Annotated in this window: 15 protein-coding genes; 11 read left to right on the forward strand and 4 right to left on the reverse strand. The window is 48.2% G+C overall.

The genetic code is table 11. From position 1 onward, the window contains the following. Window positions 1–45: 45 nt before the first annotated feature. Window positions 46–540 carry a DUF523 domain-containing protein gene (locus KFE26_RS12890; protein WP_249195723.1) on the forward strand — a complete coding sequence of 165 codons (495 nt, stop codon included), beginning with the start codon at window positions 46–48 and terminating at the stop codon, window positions 538–540. Window positions 541–547: 7 nt separating this feature from the next. Here KFE26_RS12890 and KFE26_RS12895 read toward each other — a convergent pair whose 3' ends face one another. From KFE26_RS12895 to KFE26_RS12905, 3 genes are all read right to left on the reverse strand, one after another. Beyond that, window positions 548–1,492 (reverse strand): acyltransferase, encoded by a 945-nt coding sequence (locus KFE26_RS12895; RefSeq protein WP_212600633.1) that lies wholly within the window; start codon window positions 1,490–1,492, stop codon window positions 548–550. Between the two features lie 13 nt (window positions 1,493–1,505). Then, entirely contained in the window at window positions 1,506–2,402 is an 897-nt protein-coding gene (locus KFE26_RS12900; protein WP_212600634.1) for an acyltransferase, read from the reverse strand. A 112-nt stretch (window positions 2,403–2,514) separates the two neighbouring features. After that, a complete protein-coding gene (locus tag KFE26_RS12905; protein WP_212600635.1) occupies window positions 2,515–4,041 on the reverse strand; it encodes a YifB family Mg chelatase-like AAA ATPase in 1,527 nt (508 codons plus the stop codon). A 216-nt stretch (window positions 4,042–4,257) separates the two neighbouring features. Between KFE26_RS12905 and KFE26_RS12910 the strand changes: the two genes are divergently transcribed. The 4 genes from KFE26_RS12910 to KFE26_RS12925 all read left to right on the forward strand — a co-directional run bounded on the left by KFE26_RS12910 (window position 4,258) and on the right by KFE26_RS12925 (window position 10,998). Continuing rightward, the gene (locus tag KFE26_RS12910; RefSeq protein WP_212600636.1) at window positions 4,258–5,403 is read left to right on the forward strand and encodes a DUF1963 domain-containing protein; all 1,146 of its coding nucleotides are present in this window, start codon (window positions 4,258–4,260) and stop codon (window positions 5,401–5,403) included. A gap of 664 nt (window positions 5,404–6,067) precedes the next feature. After that, window positions 6,068–7,096 (forward strand): ABC transporter substrate-binding protein, encoded by a 1,029-nt coding sequence (locus KFE26_RS12915; protein WP_212600637.1) that lies wholly within the window; start codon window positions 6,068–6,070, stop codon window positions 7,094–7,096. Between the two features lie 45 nt (window positions 7,097–7,141). After that, window positions 7,142–8,926 carry a GGDEF domain-containing protein gene (locus KFE26_RS12920; RefSeq protein WP_105253010.1) on the forward strand — a complete coding sequence of 595 codons (1,785 nt, stop codon included), beginning with the start codon at window positions 7,142–7,144 and terminating at the stop codon, window positions 8,924–8,926. 755 nt (window positions 8,927–9,681) lie between these two features. Beyond that, window positions 9,682–10,998, forward strand: coding sequence for a hemolysin family protein (locus KFE26_RS12925; RefSeq protein WP_105250472.1), 1,317 nt, complete (start codon window positions 9,682–9,684; stop codon window positions 10,996–10,998). A 191-nt stretch (window positions 10,999–11,189) separates the two neighbouring features. On the opposite strand, the gene ilvY is transcribed toward KFE26_RS12925, so the two are convergent. Then, window positions 11,190–12,062: an HTH-type transcriptional activator IlvY gene (ilvY, locus tag KFE26_RS12930; RefSeq protein ID WP_105250471.1), complete on the reverse strand. Its 873-nt coding sequence runs from the start codon at window positions 12,060–12,062 to the stop codon at window positions 11,190–11,192. 231 nt (window positions 12,063–12,293) lie between these two features. On the opposite strand from ilvY, the gene ilvC reads away from it, so the two are divergent. From ilvC to KFE26_RS12960, 6 genes are all read left to right on the forward strand, one after another. Next, window positions 12,294–13,772, forward strand: a complete 1,479-nt coding sequence (ilvC, locus tag KFE26_RS12935) for a ketol-acid reductoisomerase (protein ID WP_131524931.1) — start codon at window positions 12,294–12,296, stop codon at window positions 13,770–13,772. Between the two features lie 691 nt (window positions 13,773–14,463). Next, window positions 14,464–16,137, forward strand: coding sequence for an acetolactate synthase 2 catalytic subunit (gene ilvG / locus KFE26_RS12940; protein ID WP_212600638.1), 1,674 nt, complete (start codon window positions 14,464–14,466; stop codon window positions 16,135–16,137). Next, entirely contained in the window at window positions 16,134–16,391 is a 258-nt protein-coding gene (ilvM, locus tag KFE26_RS12945; RefSeq protein WP_006083459.1) for an acetolactate synthase 2 small subunit, read from the forward strand. The genes ilvG and ilvM overlap by 4 nt, the downstream gene beginning before the upstream one ends. A gap of 136 nt (window positions 16,392–16,527) precedes the next feature. Beyond that, a complete protein-coding gene (gene ilvD, locus KFE26_RS12950; RefSeq protein ID WP_212600639.1) occupies window positions 16,528–18,387 on the forward strand; it encodes a dihydroxy-acid dehydratase in 1,860 nt (619 codons plus the stop codon). 2 nt (window positions 18,388–18,389) lie between these two features. Continuing rightward, entirely contained in the window at window positions 18,390–20,006 is a 1,617-nt protein-coding gene (gene ilvA / locus KFE26_RS12955; RefSeq protein WP_409437988.1) for a threonine ammonia-lyase, biosynthetic, read from the forward strand. 209 nt (window positions 20,007–20,215) lie between these two features. Then, on the forward strand, window positions 20,216–21,349 hold the full coding sequence (locus tag KFE26_RS12960; protein WP_105250467.1) for a pyridoxal-phosphate-dependent aminotransferase family protein: 1,134 nt from the start codon (window positions 20,216–20,218) through the stop codon (window positions 21,347–21,349).

The raw sequence follows: 21,349 nt of genomic DNA on the forward strand, positions 1-21,349 counted from the left end.
AAATCGTCCAAATGCATTTGGCATGTTTATCCTTCGCGTTATGCTATGGGCGGAATGAGACATTTGGGGATGACAGTGGAAAAAGTGTTAGTGAGCAGTTGTTTACTCGGACAAGCGGTGCGCTACGACGGTGGCCATAACTTGATGGAGAGCGAGCTGGTGCAAACGTGGCTCGAGCAAGGGCGAATTGTGGCGATTTGTCCCGAATGTGCAGGCGGTTTGCCAACACCTAGACCGCCAGCGGAGCGGATTGGACAGCGCATCTTAACTGCCCAAGGTGAGGATGTGACCCACGCTTTTAGTCTGGGAGCCGATCTCGCGCTTAAGCTGGCGCAGCGACACGGGATTAAAGTGGCGATTTTAAAAGCCCGCAGTCCATCCTGTGGTAATAGGCAGATTTACGATGGTCAATTTGTAAAACAGTTAATTGCGGGACAAGGATTAACGGCTGAAAAACTCAGCGCCGCAGGAATAACCGTATTCAATGAATTGGAGTTATCCGCAGCAGCGGCATGCGTTGCTGAACTAGAGCAAAGCTAGAGATGAGCTAGCTTGCTTGAGTGTGATTAGTGCTGGTGGCGCTATCCGCGACATTTTGATTTGTTTGCAGTAACGCATGAATTTGTTGATCTTTTTCCGCCCACACTTGGTTTAACCAGCGTTGGAACTCGACGCGGTACTCAGACTCAGAGAAATAACGCGCCGCATCGACCTGAGGCACGGGCAGGGCGTTAATTCGCACAATAATCTTACTGACCTTACCATTCATCACCCCAAACAGAATATCTTCAGGCGCATCTGGGTAGACGATTGTCATATCCAGCAGGTTAGTAAATTGTTCGCCCATGGCTGATAAGGTAAAGGCGATACCACCCGCTTTAGGACGTAACAAATGTTGATAAGGCGAGTTTTGGCGCTGATGTTTATCTTGGGTAAAACGGCTGCCTTCAACATAGTTAATGATTGAGGTGGGCATATTGCTAAACTTGGCACAGGCGCGGCGTGTGGTCGCTAAATCTTTGCCCTTAAGCTTTGGATTCTTTTTAAGTTTTGCTGGGCTGGTTCTATTCATAAATGGCATATCCAGCGCCCAACATCCTAGGCCCATGATGGGCACATAGATGAGTTCTTTTTTGAGGAAGAACTTCAGCATAGGGATGTGGTTACGTAACACGTAAGTTTGCGCGGCGATATCGAATCCACTGAGGTGGTTACTGATCAGTAAATACCAGCTGTTTTTATCGAGTCCTTCGAGCCCTTTGACATCCCACTCAATTTTAGCGATCAAATACAAGATGCCACCGTTGCAGCAGGCCCAAGCCCACATAAAACGGTTCATGACCGCAGTCACCGCATTGCGCGCACCTTGTGCTGGCATCACAAGTTTTACGACTCCGCCAATGCTGATAAGCGAGCCCCAAACGGCGGTATTAATGATCAGCAAGCTTAAGCTCAGAATAAACAACACTGAACCAGGCAGGAAATTCAACATAGTGGCGTTACCTTTATTCTTTATTCGCTTGGCTAGCGAGTTGGCTTAACACTTGATCCTTAGTGAGCCAGAGTTGATTCAGTTGTTCTTGGAAGCCAATTTTAAAATCGCGGTCATTCATATAATCGCCGCGCATTGCAGGATCAATATCGGAGACCTTAATGTGTACTTTAACGCTTGGCAACTTGCCTGTCAGGTAGTCCCAATAGCTCGGTACTGCGTCTGGGTAGTAAATGGAGACATCGACTAGCTTGTGGATCTGTTCACCCATGGCTGATAGCGCGAAGGCCATACCGCCCGCTTTAGGTTTTAGCAAATGTTGGAACTGTGAGTTTTGTTTTTGATGCTTAGCCTTGCTGAAGCGCGTGCCTTCGACAAAGTTCATCACACTCACAGGCTTAGCCTTAAACTTAGTACAGGCTTTACGTGTAATTTCAATGTCTTTGCCCTTTAACTTAGGATTCTTACGCAACTGTGCCGTGCTATAACGACGCATAAAAGGAAAATCGAGTGCCCACCAAGCTAGGCCTAATACAGGCACAAAAATCAGCTCTTGCTTGAGGAAAAACTTTAAGAAAGGGATTTTTCGGTTAAAAATCCGCTGCAGGATCAGGATATCGACCCAAGACTGGTGGTTGGCAATCACCATATACCACTCTTTAGTGGAAAAGTCGGTGTCACCACTCAGTTCTATTTTAACGGGATGCAAGCAACGCTCAATCACGCCATTGACGCTGATCCAAGCACTGGCACAAAAGTCGAGCACATGACTAGTCGCAGTCCTTAATGGACTGATAGGTATCAGTTTTATAAAACTGATTAACACGATTGGGATAGTCCAAAAGACGGTATTTATAACGTAACCTAAAAATGCAATACAGCCTTTTATCTGTGAAAACAGCATTCCCATCCGAGCCCCCTGACAAAAATTGGAGGCCTATGTTACTCGGTGTAGGCGTTTGGCTCAATCTTAGGCACTGCTGGTCGGTGCATTTGTTCATCTTCACTGTAAAGTGGCTGACTCAATATTGCTGGGATAGTCGTGCCAGCAACCTATCCATAGCACGATAACCCAGTGCTTGGGCAAGATGACGGCGTTCGGTGTTAGGTGCTTGTTCAAGATCGGCGATAGTGCGGGCGACTCTTTGTATACGATGAAAACTGCGAACCGAAAGGCCAAGCTTCACCACGCTTTGCTCCAAAAATACTAAATCAGCATCACTGAGCCCGCTGAAGCGTTTCAATTGTTTCCCTGTAAGTTCGCTATTGAGCACACCAGCACGGGCGAGTTGTAGCTCACGTGCTAGCTTAACTCGTTTGGCGATATCTTGGCTGGTTTCTGTCTGCGGCGCGGCTTGAGTCAAAGTGCCCGCGGGAAGTTTGGGAACTTCTATGGTCAAGTCGAAACGATCGAGAAACGGACCTGAAAGCCGCGAAAGGTAACGTTGGATTTGTTCAGGGCTGGCTCTATGATGGCTATCCAAGTCGCCACTAGGGCTAGGATTCATCGCTGCGATTAATTGGAATCGACTTAAAAATGTCAGCTTAGCGGCGGCGCGGGAAATCACTACTTCGCCGGTTTCCATCGGTTCGCGCAGGCAATCTAAGACTTTACGCGGAAATTCAGCCACTTCATCCAAGAATAATACACCGCGATGGGCGAGGGAGATCTCCCCTGGTTTTGGGATACTGCCACCGCCCACGAGGGAAATCGAAGAACTCGTGTGGTGCGGCGCCCTAAATGGTCGCTGTAAAAAATGCTGCGGTTTAATGTCGAGTCCAGCAACGGAATGAATTGCCGCCACTTCTAACGCTTCCTCATAATTGAGTGCAGGCAATAGCGCCATCATGCGGCTGGCAAGCATGGTCTTGCCAGTACCCGGCGGGCCTAGCATCAAGAGGTTGTGGTTACCCGCAGCGGCAATTTCGAGTGCTTGCTTAGCCTGATATTGGCCAATCACATCGCTCAGGCAAGTATGGGACTCGGGTGTCTCTTGGCTTACCCATTCTAACTGTGGCGCCAGTGTTGGCAGTTGGTTTTGCCCTTGTAAATACGCGGCTAGACTTTGCAGATGCGAACCAAATAACACATTGGGATAGCCGACTAGCTCTGCATCGTGGCGGTTATCTAGCGGTAAGACCAAGGTATGGTCTTGGCGCTTCGCCGCGATAATCGCGGGCAATAACCCTTGGCAGTAACGTATGTGCCCTGACAGTGCCAGCTCGCCGACAAACTCGATATTTTTTAAACTGTTAATGGGAATCTGTTCCGAAGCGGCCAATATGCCCACGGCGATGGGTAAGTCGTAGCGGCCACCTTGTTTAGGTAAATCAGCTGGCGCGAGATTGACTGTTATCCGCCGCATCGGAAACTCGAATCCCGCATTGATCAAGGCACTGCGTACTCGCTCACGGGCTTCTTTTACCGAAGCTTCGGGTAAGCCTACAAGATTAAATGCTGGTAAGCCGTTGCTGAGATGCACTTCAACTGTGACTTGTGGAGCTTCGACCCCACAACTGGCTCGGGTATTGACACAGGCAATCGCCATAAACAAATCCTTTTGTTGATCTTTTTCGCTGAATTTGAGTGTAGCAGTAATTAATGGGAGGGGTTTCCTATCGCCTAGGTCGTTGCCCTTCTCATTAGCAAGCCGTTGACTCTGGCTTTGCTAATCGTGTGATAGGCTTGGCAATTTGCCTTATTTGAAGATGGCAAATAGTTGATAGAAATGATAAAAAACAAACATTGGAGTCGTGAGGTAAATATGGATATATTTTTAGCAGAAAATTCCCCCATTCGTCGGCAGTTGTTAGAGCAAAAGCTGGCGCAGTTTAAAGACCCACATCTTGCCCATACGCTTTCGGCATTTATTCGCAATAGTGTCGATCTCTATCCCTGTGCAATCGAAGATTATGCTCAGTTAGGTAACAGCCGGATGGGTGGATTGCCGGATTTGCCTGTGGGAATGGATTACCCCGTCACTCTGGTCGGAAGGGAGGAGATGCTTGATGGCTATGTTGAGAGCTTTGGCCATACCCGCGAGTTTATTAATGAGCATTGGCGGGAGGACTGGCAGGACGATTGGGAGACAGATGAAGCGCATCTTTGGGACTGGGACGAGGCGGCGCAAGCCTTCCGTGTGCCCATGCAATTTATCGCACAGCTCAACTGCAGCGACCTGAAGGCGTTTCAATCTTATTTGCCTCGAGAAGGGCGATTGTTGTTCTTTTTGGAGCGCTGGCGATTCTCGGAAATGCTTCGCGGCCATGTCTATTATGTCGCTGAGGATCAGCAACTGAACTCTGGAAAAGCGATTGCCGAACCTAAGTTCGACGATGCGGTATGTGCAAACTATGAGTATGAAGAGGCTTATCAACTTCAGGGAATTGCCAGCATTAAGATGATAGCCCCTGACATGATTAATAGTGACAACCCGCATTTAGTAAAGTTAGCCAAGGCACGTTTACAAGCGCTACCAGAACCGCAACAAGCTATGGTGCTGGAGGCCCTAGCTGTTGTGGATGATGAATTGGCACCAGAGTGGCAAGATCAGCTCAAGGGCTATGAGCTGATACAATTGAATGAGCACGGGTTTATCCCTGGTCAGATTCTCACTCAATCGCAATGGGCTAATACCGACTGGCAGTCATCCAACTTGCAGGTATTGCTCGTCCCCGAGCAGCCGCTGCCGTATTACGATGGTATCGCCAGCATTAATGGCCATGGTGATAGCCGCTATAAAGCACCCGAACTCCGCGCCGCAGCTGAATTAGGCGGCAATGCCGAAGATTATCTAGTACTGTTCAAAGTCGTCTACAGTGAGCATTCTATGCAGTTGAATTTTATTATCCACCAAGCGGATTTAGCGCTAGGCAAATTCGATCGCATTTACTGCATATATGATTATTAGTTCATCGAAAGGTTGGCGATGCGGGCTACACAGCAATTGGAGTACACCGAGACGATTGAAGATGTATGTTGCGACGGAGTAGAAGAGTCGCAAGCACAATTTAGTGCCTTTGAATGAATATGAGTTATAAATGATTGATTCTAGGAGAAATGATTACGACTGAATAGATTGAGCGCTTGATGATTATATTTAATTATTTCAATCAGTTAATAGAGGTTGGTTAACCTATGCCATTATATGAGGGCATCGATGAGTAGTCTCATTTGGTTTACCCTCCACTGAAAATCATGGTACCCCTCACGACCTTGATTCAACTTGACCGCTAGGCTGCATTAACGTCTGAGTTCTAACTTGTATTCCTTTTAAGTCCCCGTCATTTTCTCCGTGGTTAGGTCGCAAGACTGACCATAAGGCCGCCACTTACATCCCCATAAACATTCTGCTACTGAGCCGCTCGATCTCCCTATACCGATGGGGTGTCGGAATAAATAGTCAGCATATAAAGTATACTTTGTATCATTTTGTGGTTTAATCGAAACATCTGCTGCCGATTTTAGCAACATTTTGGGCGGCGATGCGGTAACAAGGTTGTGAATCGATAATAATAAAGTGACCTCTTGTGAAGGATGACATTTGAGGGAACATGGTCGAGGAGAACTCGCCTATGCGTTCGTGGATGTTAGCGTGTGTGTTTATCTGTACTGCGGGTTTTGGTGGGGCAGCATGGGCAAAACTCGATGTGGTTTTCTTTAATCCTGGGGCTGTCGATGACAGTTTTTGGGGAGATGTCGACCAATTGATGTTGGCGGCATCGACGACATTCGATATTAAACTCGATATCATTCATTCCGATCGCAATCACTTCAAGATGATCACTCAACTCGATGAGTTGTTAGCTTCTGCAAAAGCGTTACCTAATTACGTTATTCTGGTTAATGAAAAACAATCCGCGATAAAAATGCTGCAGGCGCTTTATCCTCACCCTGTCTATGTGCAATTGATTTTAAATGATATTTCCCCTGGTGAGCGTGATGCCTTGCTGCAAGATCCCCATTGGCAAGAATATCTGTTACCCGCCATTATTCCCGATAATTACGCTATTGGTTCGGCGACCGCTAAGGCCTTAATGGATGACTTAGAGGGAAAGGCGGCTAAAGTTCTGTTGATTTCGGGCGATAAATCGACGCCTGCTTCAGTGCTACGTACCCAAGGTGCCAGTGATTATTTCTTTATGCAGGCCAATGCCACTCTGACTCAAACGGTTTATGGCCAGTGGAGCGACGCTGTGGCTTATGGTCAAGCGTTAACCCTGCTGAATCGTTATCCCGATCTGAATGTGATTTGGACCGCCAGTGATCGTATGGCGATTGGGGTGCTTAAGGCATTGAAGGAAAAAGGCTTAGTCTCAGGTAAGGATGTATTTGTCAGTACGATCAATACGTCACCTGAGATTTTACAGCTTTGTCGCCAGCACTCTGTGAGTGTTATTGGTGGCGGGCATTTTTTGGTTGGCGCTTTAGGTTTGGTCGAATTGCAATATTATCAGCAGCATAAAAAATATCTCCCCTATGACAATGTTGCCTTGTTCGGTATTTTGCAACCAGATTCGGCATTTTATCAAATGTTAGTTGCTCGAGATTGGCCACAGATTTTCCAGTCTCAGATTTTGAATAAGTTGCCCCTCAAGGCGTAATAACAGGTGTACATGAAGCATCGTAATCATTCTATTAGCCACAAGATGACGCTGATTATTATTGGGGTGAGCTCGTTTTTTGCTGTGTTAACTATGCTGGTACAGTTGATTTGGAACTATCAGGATAGTATCGATAATGCGACTTCGGATATCCGCGAGTATTCAGAATCTATTTTGCCAAGCGTGGCTAAGTCACTGTGGGACGTCGACCGTAGCTTGTTATCGGATTTGCTCTCTGGACTGGGGATGATGCCATTAGTGTCGAGTGTACATTTAGACAGTATCGATGGCGTCACTATGCATCTGGGTAAACCTTTGTTAACCGATGACGAGTCGCAAACTCTATTTCACTATCCTGTGACCTATCAAGAGCAGTCGATAGCGACTTTGACCGTAGGGTTAGATACCAATCGGCTTTACTACGAGCTGTGGCGGCAGTTGATTTTTATCGTGCTCGGTAATGGGTTAAAGACCCTATTGATGATTTATTTGATTTTGACCTTAGTGCGACTCATGGTGACAGATAGATTGTCGGCACTGGAAGATTTCACTAATAAAATCAATCTTAACTCGTTAAAAAAGTTATCTGTGCCCGAGACGGTAACCGCAAGACCCGATGAAATAGCCCATGTGGCATTGTCACTTAAGGGCATGTATCAAAGGATACGTAATGATCTAGCCATCAATAAACGTCAGCAACGTGCACTGCAACAACAACAGCATTTATTGTCTGACTTAGTCAAAGAACGAACTAAAGAATTAGATTGGCAGTCGCAGTCGAATCAATTGTTGGCTGAGATTTCGTTGCAATTTTTGAGCATAGATACCTGCAATGTGGATAAAACCTTAACTGAAGTATGCCACAAAATAGGTCAGTTATTTGATGTTGAAAGGGTGAGTCTTCTCGAATTCAATCAGCAGCATGCCTATTACCGCAGCTTTTGGACCAGTGACTTACACGCAAATAAGGTCCAAGTGATTTCGGTAGATAATATTGCTCAACTGGCTAAAAAATTCGAGACGGAATCGACCTTAGTGATTGAGGATCTTGAGGCGTTAAAGGCTTTTTCACCACAGGAATATGAGGTAATGAAATCCGTGGGGATATGTTCGATTGCCGCCTTTGCGATTAAAAATGCTGGGGAGTTATTGGGATTGCTCTCGCTGTCGACTGTGTCGCGGCCATTAAATTGGAACGCCCAGAAAAAGAATATGCTGACCCAATTCGCCTCCGCATTGAACGAGTTACTGCTACGCGAACAGAAAGAGCGTCAGATGATAGTGCTACAACAAGCGCTGGTTGCCGCGAATAGCCAGTTAAAGGTGATGGCTGAGACCGATGAGTTAACTGGCTTAGCTAATAGACGACCCTTTACTGAAAGATTAGCTACAGTGCTACAAGCTAACACTCCAGCGGGATTGTTAATGTTGGATATCGATTATTTCAAATCCTACAACGACACTTATGGTCATCTTGAAGGCGATACTGTGCTCAAGCGAGTGGCAGATGCCTTAGCACAGTGCGATATCCTGCCGCATAATGCTCTATTGGCTCGCATTGGTGGTGAAGAGTTTGCTTTGGTCGTCGAGCAGGTCACGCCAGCACAGTTAACGGCTATTGCTACGCAACTGTGTTATCTCGTTGAGCAACTCAATATTCCCCATCAAGTATCTCCCTTGGCTGTGGTGACGATCAGTATTGGCAGCGTGTTTTTGCCATTAGATAAGATCTCGGGATTTAAGATGGCCGACGTATTACGCCGCGCCGATGTTTGCCTCTATCGCGCTAAGGATAAAGGTCGCAATAGAGTCGAGGTTGAAGTGATTTAATGGGAGCCGGTTGAAGGTGACGTTACTCTTTCGCCAAGATATCCCAACGCGTTGCTGGATTGGCTACTGAGCTTCAAGAGTCTAGGCGCTATGCTGCAAAATTGGAGACATATTCGGTTAGCATCACCACGCCACAGACGCCCTCAATCATGCTAACTAATTGATAACATTTGTATGAAACATAGCGGTAGATAAGTCGCTAAGATAAAAATTACTCAAGGTGAGGTAATATTAGGCGGCAGATGAGATATAATCTGTCGCCTATTGTCGATTTAGCGATGCACTCTGAGTGACATCCATGCTGCCATTCTGGACGTATTTTACGTAACGCAACTAAGCAAAGCCACGACTGCATAGTTAATTCTATTGGCTTAAATGTACGTTCTAGCAGCTCAATATCAAAGCCACCGCGCTCGGATGTCTAATGCCATCGAGTCGAGTAAAATAATTAAATGCTGTATATTCAGTCGCTTCGACATAAAACATTAGTTAAATGATGCAAGTGCATTAGCGCTATGCGTGGGCTGCGAGAGCGGAGTCACGCATAACTCGTGAATTTGCAGATATACTGAGTGCACCCTAAGGATTGTCATCTAAGCGCTCATTCATCTTTGGGGTGAAAGTGGTCAATACAATCTTGTTGTGCAGCGACCAGACAAAGCAAACTTTGCTCAAATACAATGAATTCAACTGACTCGCGAGCAATAAAGCGCGAGTTGGTCCTAGTTAGTCCAGTGTTAAATGAAAGGTGTTACATGAGTCTCTTTGATAACGTGATGATTATATTGTGTCTAATCGGCGCGAGTTGTTTTTTCTCTATGTCAGAAATTGCACTTGCCGCTTCACGTAAAATTCGTTTACGTCAGTTAGCCGATGAGGGCGATGCACGGGCAGAAAAAGTGCTGCAGTTACAAGCTGTTCCCGGTAGCTTTTTTACGGTAGTACAAATTGGTCTTAATGCCGTTGCCATCATGGGCGGTATTGTGGGTGAGTCGGCATTTCGGCCTTACTTCTATCAGTTGCTTTCCCCTTTAGTTGCCGAGCCTTGGCTGAGCCAATTGAGCTTTGTTTTATCCTTCATAACGGTAACCAGCGCCTTTATTTTAGTCGCCGATTTAATGCCAAAACGCATTGCCATGGCGATGCCTGAGCCTGTCGCTTTAGCTGTTGTCGGGCCTATGTCTTTCTGTATTGTGCTATTACGCCCATTAGTGTGGTTTTTCAATGGCATGGCTAGTGGTATCTTTAAACTGCTGCAGATCCCAACCGTGCGTAACGATGCCATCACCTCCGACGACATTTATGCCGTCATGAATGCGGGTGCCGAAGCTGGGGTGCTAGATCGCGGTGAGCAACAGATGATGGAAAATGTGTTTGAAATGCAAACCGTTTCTGTGACTTCGGCCATGACGGCCCGTGAAAGCTTAGTGTACTTTTTACTGCAAGACAGTGAAGAAGATATCAAGCGTAAAATTTCTGAAGATCCCCATACTAAGTTCCTCGTCTGCGATGGTCAGTTGGATATGATCAAAGGCTTCGTGGATGCGAAAGAATTGCTGATCCGTGTGATCAACGGTGAGAATATCATCTTAAAAGGCAGTAACTTAATCCATACTTCGCTGATCATTCCCGATACGCTGAGCCTGTCAGAAGCGATGGAATACTTTAAAAATAGTCGCGCCGATTTTGCCGTGGTAATGAACGAATACGCCTTAGTGGTGGGGATTGTCACGACTAACGATCTACAGCGCGCCGTAATGGGGGCTTGGTCATTGCACGAGAGCGAAGAGCAGATCATCGCCCGTGATAGTAACTCTTGGTTAGTCGACGGTGTGACGCCTATTACCGACGTAATGCGCGCCTTTGGTATTGAGGAGTTTCCGCATAATCAGAACTACGAAACCATTGCTGGTTTTATGATGTATATGCTGCGTAAAATCCCTAAGCGTACGGATTTCGTGAACTATGCAGGCTATAAATTTGAGGTGGTCGATATCGATTCGTACAAGGTCGATCAGCTATTGGTGACTCGTATCGATCCTATTGATAAGCTCAACTCGCCGGATGTGTAATCCTGTCATCTTGTGTTGATTGCCTTGCGATAGGAATCTTGTGGCAATAGCTCGTTAGCACCAATTTGATCGCAACTGTTCGATAGTGAAGCGGTTCTCTTTAGCTAAGTTTTTAGCTTTTTGAGAGCCGTTTCGGTTTCTATCTCGTTGAAACTCTCACTCGCACTTTTATTGTGTATTACTTTCCCCGTTTAAATCACATCCAAAAACGCATTAACGATGGGATCATCAAGTCGTTTCACTTTGCAGCAGCAACCTAACTCGAACGGTGGAATCGCAACTGGCGACGAGAGCAGCTGAATGCGATCTCGCACTGGGCTATTATTGATCACCACTTCGGGGCTCATGCTCACGCCACAACCTAACGCTACCATAGAGGCGATCGCTTCCTGTCCCGAGACTTGGGCGTAAATATTAGGGCTGATGCCCATTTGTTTGAACCAGTTATCGGCGCGGCGCCGTCCTGGGCCGTGATCTGGGATGATAAAGGGTACGCTCGACCAATCGATGGGCGTTTGACTCACTTGTTGCTGTACTGCACAGCGGATCGTCGGTGCGATAATCGACAGTGGCACATCGTCGATTTTGGCAAAATGTAAGCTGCTGGGGAAAGGATCGGGCAGGGCGGCGATGGCGATATCGGCGCGATTCTGCTGCACTTCTGCTAGCGCGTTGGCTGCATCTCCCGTGGTTAAGGCGATTTCGACGAAGGGATGCTCTTGGCGGAATAGATCCAATAAACCCGGTAAATGACTGTAGGCAGCAGTGACCGAGCAATATAGATTTAACCGACCGCGCAGTACGTCCTGCTTGAGATCGATACTGTGCTTGAGTGTGCTCCAATGGTTCAAGGTCTGCTCGGCGAATCGCTTAAACTCGTGTCCCGCGTGGGTTAAGGTCACGCTGCGATTATCCCGCTCTAATAGTTTAGCGTTCACTTCTTCTTCTAATCTTTGCAGTGCTCGGCTTAAGGTCGATGGGCTCACATGCATCTGCTCCGCGGTCTTGGCGAAGTGCAAACTGTCACATAAGTGCAGGTACAATTTGAGGGTACGAATATCCATAACTTATCCTGTTTAGCCTGAGCTTGAGTGCTGCATATTGCCGCCGATGTTGCTGCCAGTGTTACTGAGCGTTATTGCGGCTGACGTTGCGCATAATGCAATATGAAGTTCCGAATATATCATTTTAAGCAATGATAAGCATGGGTTATAGTGATTTCAATCACAACCAAGTCGTAACATTATGTTAGTTTGGTTGCGTCCAAAATTTCTGACTTATAGGTGGTATATCAGATGGCTAACTATTTTAACTCTCTGAATTTACGTCAACAATTAGCACAGCTTGGCCAATGTCGTTTCATGGATCGTTCTGAGTTTAGCGACGGCTGTAACTACATCAAAGATTGGAATATTGTTATTTTAGGTTGTGGTGCTCAAGGTCTTAACCAAGGCTTGAACATGCGTGACTCGGGTCTGAATATCTCTTTTGCCCTGCGTCCTGAAGCGATTGAACAGAAACGTGCCTCATGGCAAAAAGCAACCGATAACGGTTTCCGTGTCGGTACCTTTGAAGAATTAATCCCTGCGGCGGATCTGGTTCTTAATCTGACGCCGGACAAACAGCATTCAAACGTGGTTAACGCAGTTATGCCACTGATGAAGCAAGGCTCTACCTTGTCTTACTCACACGGCTTCAATATTGTTGAAGAGGGTATGCAAGTTCGTTCCGACATCACTGTGGTGATGGTTGCGCCTAAGTGCCCAGGTACTGAAGTGCGTGAAGAATACAAACGTGGTTTTGGTGTGCCTACCCTTATCGCTGTTCACCCAGAAAACGATCCAAACGGTGACGGTTTAGAGATTGCTAAAGCCTATGCTAGCGCAACGGGTGGAGACAGAGCCGGTGTTTTACTGTCGTCTTTCATCGCAGAAGTGAAATCGGATCTGATGGGCGAACAGACCATTCTGTGCGGTATGTTGCAGACGGGGGCCATCTTAGGTTACGAGAAAATGATCGCCGATGGCGTTGAGCCAGGCTATGCGGCCAAGCTTATCCAGCAAGGTTGGGAAACGGTCACTGAAGCGCTGAAACACGGCGGCATCACTAACATGATGGACCGTTTGTCTAATCCAGCCAAGATTAAAGCATTTGAAATTGCAGAAGATTTAAAAGAAATTCTGCAACCATTATTTGAAAAGCACATGGATGACATCATCAGCGGCGAATTCTCACGCACTATGATGGAAGACTGGGCAAACGATGATGCGAACTTACTGCGTTGGAGAGCCGAAACTGGCGAAACAGGTTTCGAAAATGCGCCCGTATCGAGCGAGCATATCGACGAACAAACCTATTTCGACAAAGGTATTTTCCTTGTCGCTATGATCAAAGCGGGTGTGGAACTGGCGTTCGATACTATGGTGTCTGCGGGTATCGTGGAAGAGTCGGCCTATTACGAGTCACTGCACGAAACCCCACTGATCGCTAACACGATTGCCCGTAAGCGTTTGTACGAAATGAACGTAGTGATTTCAGACACAGCCGAATACGGTTGCTACCTGTTCAATCACGCTGCCGTACCTATGCTGCGTGACTATGTTAATGCCATGTCATCTGAGTATTTAGGTGCTGGCCTGAAAGACAGCGCAACCGGTGTCGACAACCTAACGCTCATCGCTGTTAACGAAGCGATTCGTGAAACGGCAGTGGAATATGTTGGTGCTGAGCTTCGCGGTTACATGACAGATATGAAGAGCATTGTTGAGGCTTAATTGATCGTTAGTTAAGCCCAGTATTGGGGGAGAGGGTTGAGACTCAAAGGACTTAGGTCTCAGCTCAGTTCCCAAGCAAGCTCAAGATAGTGAAACGCGCATCTTGAGCTTGCTTAGTGATGAATCAGCTTAGTGATAAATCAGTTAGTGAGAAACAAATTTTTTTCCTGTTCAGTGGGTTGTCGAGCGGGCAAAAACGACACAGTTAGTGAGTCTATCGTTCAGTAGGTGAATCGCGCCGACTGAGGCTCAACAGTTAACGTTTTACTTTGTTGTTTTGCATTGTCTCGGCAGGGAAGCTGAATTTTTTTTGACAAAAGATATTTTTTATTGTGTTTGGCTGTCGCTTTATGGTAAAGCTAATAACTCGCGGTAGGGCAAAGTCCAAAGCGAAACTAACTTTCATGCAATATCCCAATTTTAGAAACACCGATTAGGAATCCATATTGATGTTTAACCAAGCTGCCAAGCTCATTCTCGTGATTATTACCGTCGTGATTATTAAATCACAGCGGGGGCGGCGCATGGCGAACTGATAGACCTAAAAGGTTAAAAGTTTCGAAAGAACCCCCCGCTCCGAAAGGACCGGGGGGTTCTTCGTTTCAGGGCCTAGAGTAAGGTTCTAAGCTTCGAAAGAGTAAAAATTAGCGTCGATTTTCGGCAATTCAGGACTAACGTAGCGAGAGAGAATATGGAACCAGGGCAGATGATCAGAGGCGCAGACGCGGTAATCAAAGTGTTAGCAGCACATGGAGTCACCACAGTGTTTGGTTACCCAGGTGGTGCCATTATGCCAATATACGATGCCCTCTATGGAAGCCCTGTTGAACATCTCTTAAGCCGTCACGAACAAGGCGCCGCCTTTGCTGCCGTAGGATACGCAAGAGCCAGCGGTAAAACCGGCGTGTGCTTTGCGACCTCTGGCCCAGGCGCGACTAACCTGATCACTTCCTTAGCCGACGCGCTGTTAGATTCAGTGCCTATCGTGGCCATTACGGGCCAAGTCTCTACCGCCGTTATCGGCACTGATGCGTTTCAAGAAATCGATGTGCTGGGCATGTCACTGAGCTGCACTAAGCACAGTTTTATGGTGACAAACATCAACGATCTTATCCCAACCTTATATCAAGCCTTCGAAATCGCCGCATCCGGCCGCCCTGGCCCTGTGCTGGTCGATATCCCGAAGGATATCCAAATCGCCCAATTGGAATATCGCACACCTTTGCTGGCCGTGATGAACGAACCCCAAGCCGAGATAAGTGATATCGACGCTGCCCGTGCACTGTTGGCTGAGGCTAAACAGCCTATGTTGTATGTCGGCGGTGGTGTCGGCATGGCGGGCGCGGTCGATCAACTGCGTGAGTTTATCAAAATAACGGGTATACCTTCGGTCGCGACCTTGAAAGGGCTTGGCAGTATCGCCCACGGCACGCCCGGTTACTTAGGCATGTTAGGCATGCATGGTGGCAAGGCGGCTAACTTAGCGGTACAGGATTGTGATTTGCTGATCGTGGTGGGCGCCCGTTTCGACGACAGAGTCACCGGCCGTTTAGCGAGCTTTGCCGACAAGGCCAAAGTGATCCATTTAGACATAGACGCCGCTGAGCTGGGCAAGTTACGTATGCCAGAGGTGGCAATCGCCGGTGACTTACGCCAAATCCTCCCCGCCTTAGCCATGTCGATGAACATTACGCCTTGGCAGGCTGAGGTGGAGCATTTATCCCGTAAGCATCAATGGGATTATCAACACCCCGGCAGTTTGATCTATGCGCCTGCGCTGCTGCGCCGTTTAGCCAATAAATTACCCGAAGACAATGTTGTTTGTTGCGATGTGGGCCAGCACCAAATGTGGGTGGCCCAGCATATGTGGTTCCGCCGTCCAGAAGATCATTTGTCCAGCGCGGGCTTAGGCACTATGGGCTTTGGCTTGCCTGCCGCGATTGGTGCGCAAGTGGCCCGTCCCGATGCGACTGTGGTGACTGTCTCTGGCGACGGTTCTTTTATGATGAATGTGCAGGAACTGACCACCATCAAACGCCGCAAGCTGCCAGTGAAAATCGTGCTGGTTGATAACCAAAAGCTTGGCATGGTGAAACAGTGGCAACAGCTATTCTTTGAAGAACGCTACAGCGAAACGGATTTATCCGATAACCCAGATTTTGTTTTATTGGCCTCCGCCTTTGATATCCCCGGCCGCACGATTTTCTCTTCCGACGAAGTGGAAGAAGCCTTAACAGAAATGTTAGCGGCTAAGGGCCCGTATTTATTACACGTTGCAATCGACGATGCTTTTAACGTTTGGCCACTGGTGCCCCCAGGCGCATCAAACAGCGATATGATGGACGAAATGGAGAAACAAACATGATCCACTCTCTGGAATTAACGGTTCAACAACGCCCCGAAGTGCTTGAGCGTGTTTTGCGCGTGACTCGCCACCGTGGCTTTACGATTACCCAAATGCAGATGCGCATGAATGACGATGCGAGTCTATCACTGGATATGGAGGTCGATAGCGAACGTGCCATCGAACTGCTAAGTAATCAGCTGAATAAACTGATTGATGTGACTCAATGTAAGGTATTGTTACCGCTGAGCTTGCAACAAACGGCGAATGCTTAAGGCCTTGCTTGGGTTCATTTTAGTCCCTGATGTTGAGTGACTATGAGTGCCAGATATTGAGACGAATGCGGTAAGTGCAGCATTCGCCATGTGAATTAAGAATACGATTTTCGATTTGAGATAAAGGATACAGTCAATGCCAAAGTTACGATCAGCTACCAGTACCGAAGGCCGCAATATGGCGGGTGCACGTGCGTTATGGCGCGCCACAGGGGTGAAAGACAATGATTTTGGTAAGCCAATTATCGCCATTGCTAACTCCTTTACTCAGTTTGTACCGGGTCATGTGCACTTAAAAGACATGGGCTCACTCGTGGCTAGCGCCATTGAAGAAGCGGGCGGTATCGCAAAGGAATTCAATACGATCGCCGTCGATGACGGTATCGCCATGGGCCACGGCGGCATGCTTTACAGTCTGCCATCGCGTGAGCTTATCGCCGACAGTGTGGAATACATGGTTAATGCCCACTGCGCCGATGCTTTAGTGTGTATCTCCAACTGCGACAAGATCACACCTGGCATGTTGATGGCGGCGCTGCGCCTCAATATTCCCGTCGTGTTTGTGTCCGGCGGACCGATGGAAGCGGGTAAAACTAAGCTGTCAGATAAGCTCATCAAACTCGACTTAGTCGATGCTATGGTGGCGGGCGCCGACTCGAACGTGAGCGATGAAGACAGTGCCAAAATCGAGCGTAGCGCATGCCCAACCTGTGGCTCTTGCTCTGGCATGTTTACCGCCAACTCAATGAACTGTTTAACCGAAGCACTAGGGTTATCGCTGCCGGGTAACGGTTCTATGCTGGCAACCCACGCGGATCGCCGCGAGCTGTTTTTGGAAGCGGGGCGCCGCGTGATGGCGCTGGCAAAACGTTATTATCATCAAGATGATGAATCGGCATTACCACGCAATATCGCCAACTTTAAAGCCTTCGAAAATGCCATGACCTTAGATATCGCCATGGGCGGTTCATCTAATACCGTATTGCATTTATTGGCCGCCGCGCAGGAAGCTGATGTTGATTTTACCATGGCGGATATCGACCGCATGTCGCGCTTGGTGCCGCACCTTTGTAAGGTTGCGCCATCGACGCCTAAATATCATATGGAAGACGTGCACCGTGCGGGCGGCGTGATGGGGATTTTAGGTGAGCTAGACAGAGCCGGATTACTGCATACCGATGTGTTCCATGTGGCGGCCGATGAAGGTGGCAATTTGAAGTCTGTATTGGCGAAATACGATGTGATGCAGACGCAAGATGAAAAAGTAAAACATTTCTTTATGGCGGGACCTGCGGGGATTCCGACCACTAAAGCCTTTAGCCAAGATTGTCGCTGGCCGTCACTGGATAATGACAGACAAGAAGGCTGTATCCGTAGCCGCGAGTTTGCCTTCAGCCAAGAGGGCGGTCTTGCCGTATTGTCGGGTAATGTGGCCGAAAACGGCTGTATCGTTAAAACGGCGGGCGTAGATGAATCTAATCTGACCTTCATCGGCTCGGCGCGCGTTTATGAAAGCCAAGATGATGCAGTGGCGGGCATTTTAGGCGGTGAAGTGGTGGCGGGCGACGTGGTGGTTATCCGTTACGAAGGCCCGAAAGGTGGCCCAGGTATGCAAGAAATGTTGTATCCAACCAGTTACTTAAAATCACGTGGTTTAGGTAAGGCCTGCGCGCTGATCACCGACGGTCGTTTCTCTGGTGGTACTTCAGGTTTATCTATCGGCCACGTCTCACCCGAAGCGGCCGCTGGCGGTACAATCGCCTTGATTGAAAATGGTGATCGCATCGAAATTGATATACCCAAGCGCAGCATCAAGCTGGCAGTAAGCGATGTTGAACTCAATGCTCGCCGCGAAAAAATGCACAGTCTTGGCCCAATGGCGTGGAAACCTATTGGTCGCCAGCGTTATGTGTCACTCGCACTTAAGGCCTACGCCATGCTCGCCACCAGTGCCGACAAGGGCGCGGTGCGCGATCGCAGTAAACTGGAGGACTAATTATGTTTACTGCATCTATGTTGCCACTCTCATTGCAAACTCAGGCGGATTTAGCCCATTTTCAGTTGGCACAAAGCTATCTGCAAAAAATCCTGTTGTCATCTGTGTATGACATAGCGAAAGTGACGCCGCTTTCAAGTATGAACAAGTTATCGGCGCGTTTAGGTTGTCAGGTATTTTTGAAGCGCGAAGATATGCAGCCAGTGCATTCCTTCAAGTTACGCGGTGCCTATAACCGTATCGCCCAGCTGACGAAAGAAGAATGTCAGCGCGGTGTGGTGTGTGCTTCGGCAGGCAATCATGCTCAGGGTGTGGCTATGTCGGCGGCGAGTCGCGGTGTGGATGCTGTGATTGTAATGCCTGAGACGACGCCCGATATTAAAGTCGATGCGGTGCGCCGTTTAGGTGGCAACGTGGTATTGCACGGCCAAGCCTTCGATCAAGCCAATGGCTTTGCGATGGCGATGGCTAAAGAAGAGGGCCGAGTCTATATCGCGCCCTTCGATGATGAAGCTGTGATCGCAGGCCAAGGCACTATCGCCCAAGAGATGTTGCAGCAGCAGCGCGATCTCGAAGTGGTATTTGTGCCCGTGGGCGGTGGCGGTTTAATCGCGGGTATCGCAGCCTATTACAAGGCGGTGATGCCGCAGGTGAAAATTGTCGGCGTCGAGCCAGAAGATGCCGCTTGTTTAAAGGCAGCGATGGAAGCGGGCGAACCTGTGACGCTGGCGCAAGTCGGTTTATTTGCCGACGGCGTGGCGGTTAAACGTATCGGCACTGAGCCGTTTAGAGTCGCGAAACTTTATGTCGATGAAGTAGTGACTGTCACCTCGGATGAAATCTGCGCTGCGGTGAAAGATATCTTCGAAGACACCCGAGCGATCGCCGAACCCGCTGGGGCCTTGTCCTTGGCTGGGCTTAAAAAATACGTCAGCACTAATACCAGTGGAGATTGCGGCAATGGTGAAAAAGTCGCCGCGATTTTAAGTGGCGCCAATGTGAATTTTCACAGTCTGCGTTATGTGTCGGAACGCTGTGAGCTTGGCGAGCAAAAAGAAGCGGTACTGGCGGTGAAAGTCCCTGAGCGTCCGGGAAGTTTCTTAACATTCTGTGAGTTGCTTGATAAGCGGGTGATGACAGAGTTTAATTATCGTTTCAGCAGTCGTGATCTTGCCGTGGTGTTTGCTGGCATTCGCTTAAGCCGAGGCCAAGGTGAGCTAGAACAAATCATTGCCACCTTAGAGGCTAATGGTTTTGAAGTTCAGGATTTATCCGGGGATGAAACCGCGAAATTGCATGTGCGTTATATGGTTGGCGGTCATCCACCTGAGCCTTTAGAGGAGCGTTTATTTAGCTTCGAGTTCCCCGAACATCCCGGCGCGCTGCTGAAGTTTTTAACGACCTTGCAGAGCAAATGGAACATTAGTCTGTTCCATTATCGCAACCACGGCGCGGCCTTTGGCCGAGTGCTGGCGGGATTTGAAGTACCCGCGAGTGATGCTTTGCCGTTCCAACAGTTTTTAACTGAGTTGGGTTTTGTCTATCAAGAGGAAACTCAAAGTCCTGCCTATCAGCTGTTTTTAAATGCGGGTAACGGCAACAAGGCGTTACAACCTTAGCGCACCATGCGCGTGATAGTTATGTTCGTCATAACTAAGGCTAAAGGAGGAGCGCACAGGCGCTCCTTTTTGTGGTAGTTTTGTAGACTTAATACTCTAGCCGCCGATTAGCGCGCCACAGTTAAGTCGCTGACGATTGGCTGACTTTTAAAAAGTATTGGCTAACGAATAATAACTAGACCTCGACCTACACGCATTAAGGAGACATGATGTTACCAGCACCGCGTTTTACCGCTTTTAATCCTCCTCGCCGTATTTTAATGGGCCCTGGCCCGTCGGATGTTTATCCCGAAGTGCTTGCGGCGCAGTCCAGACCTACAGTTGGCCACTTAGATCCGCTGTTTGTGGGCATGATGGATGAGCTTAAGAGCCTGATCCAATACGCCTTCCAAACTAAAAACGAAATGACCATGGCGGTATCAGCGCCGGGCAGTGCGGGCATGGAAACCTGTTTCGTTAACTTAGTCGAGCCGGGTGAGAAGGTGATTGTCTGTCGTAACGGTGTGTTTGGTGAGCGTATGCGCCAAAATGTCGAGCGTATGGGCGCCATTGCCGTGCTGGTGGACAATGAGTGGGGCACACCTGTTGATCCTGCAGCGGTTGAAGCGGCACTGAAAGCCAATCCCGATGCCAAATTTTTAGCCTTTGTGCACGCCGAAACCTCAACTGGCGCCTTGTCCGATGCCAAAACTCTGTGCGCATTAGCCAAAACCTATGGCTGTTTGAGCATAGTTGATGCGGTGACTTCCCTTGGCGGCGTTGAGTTAAGAGTCGATGAATGGGGCATAGATGCTATTTATTCTGGCAGTCAAAAGTGCCTTTCCTGTGTACCGGGTTTATCGCCCGTGTCTTTCTCGCCTGCTGCCGTCGAAAAACTCAAGAATCGCAAGACCCCAGTGCAAAGTTGGTTCCTCGATCAAAGCTTAGTGATGGCCTATTGGACTAGCGCGGGCGGCAAACGTAGTTACCATCACACTGCGCCAGTGAATGCGCTTTATGCACTGCATGAATCCCTGCGTATGTTGGCGGCCGAAGGCTTAGAGAATGCGTGGCAACGCCATCACGAGATGCACTTAGTGCTGCGTGCTGGGCTGGAAAAGTTAGGGCTAAATTTTGTGGTGGCCGAAGATTCGCGTCTGCCACAACTTAACGCAGTTTATATTCCTGCAGGTGTCGATGATGCCGCGGTGCGGGCTCGTTTGCTCAAAGATTATAACCTCGAAATCGGCGCCGGCCTTGGCGCCCTTGCGGGTAAAGCATGGCGCATTGGCCTCATGGGTTTTGGTGCCCGTCGTGAAAATGTCGCCTTATGCCTCAAGGCATTAGAAGAGGTGTTGAACTAA

This window comes from Shewanella sp. M16 (assembly GCF_018224605.1).
Classification (GTDB): domain Bacteria; phylum Pseudomonadota; class Gammaproteobacteria; order Enterobacterales; family Shewanellaceae; genus Shewanella; species Shewanella oncorhynchi.

Coding starts and splice junctions, on each gene's coding strand:
- KFE26_RS12890 (WP_249195723.1), top strand. CDS start 46: ATGGGCGGAATGAGACATTTGGGGATGACAGTGGAAAAAGTGTTAGTG.
- KFE26_RS12895 (WP_212600633.1), bottom strand. CDS start 1,492: ATGTTGAATTTCCTGCCTGGTTCAGTGTTGTTTATTCTGAGCTTAAGC.
- KFE26_RS12900 (WP_212600634.1), bottom strand. CDS start 2,402: ATGGGAATGCTGTTTTCACAGATAAAAGGCTGTATTGCATTTTTAGGT.
- KFE26_RS12905 (WP_212600635.1), bottom strand. CDS start 4,041: ATGGCGATTGCCTGTGTCAATACCCGAGCCAGTTGTGGGGTCGAAGCT.
- KFE26_RS12910 (WP_212600636.1), top strand. CDS start 4,258: ATGGATATATTTTTAGCAGAAAATTCCCCCATTCGTCGGCAGTTGTTA.
- KFE26_RS12915 (WP_212600637.1), top strand. CDS start 6,068: ATGCGTTCGTGGATGTTAGCGTGTGTGTTTATCTGTACTGCGGGTTTT.
- KFE26_RS12920 (WP_105253010.1), top strand. CDS start 7,142: ATGACGCTGATTATTATTGGGGTGAGCTCGTTTTTTGCTGTGTTAACT.
- KFE26_RS12925 (WP_105250472.1), top strand. CDS start 9,682: ATGAGTCTCTTTGATAACGTGATGATTATATTGTGTCTAATCGGCGCG.
- ilvY (WP_105250471.1), bottom strand. CDS start 12,062: ATGGATATTCGTACCCTCAAATTGTACCTGCACTTATGTGACAGTTTG.
- ilvC (WP_131524931.1), top strand. CDS start 12,294: ATGGCTAACTATTTTAACTCTCTGAATTTACGTCAACAATTAGCACAG.
- ilvG (WP_212600638.1), top strand. CDS start 14,464: ATGGAACCAGGGCAGATGATCAGAGGCGCAGACGCGGTAATCAAAGTG.
- ilvM (WP_006083459.1), top strand. CDS start 16,134: ATGATCCACTCTCTGGAATTAACGGTTCAACAACGCCCCGAAGTGCTT.
- ilvD (WP_212600639.1), top strand. CDS start 16,528: ATGCCAAAGTTACGATCAGCTACCAGTACCGAAGGCCGCAATATGGCG.
- ilvA (WP_409437988.1), top strand. CDS start 18,390: ATGTTTACTGCATCTATGTTGCCACTCTCATTGCAAACTCAGGCGGAT.
- KFE26_RS12960 (WP_105250467.1), top strand. CDS start 20,216: ATGTTACCAGCACCGCGTTTTACCGCTTTTAATCCTCCTCGCCGTATT.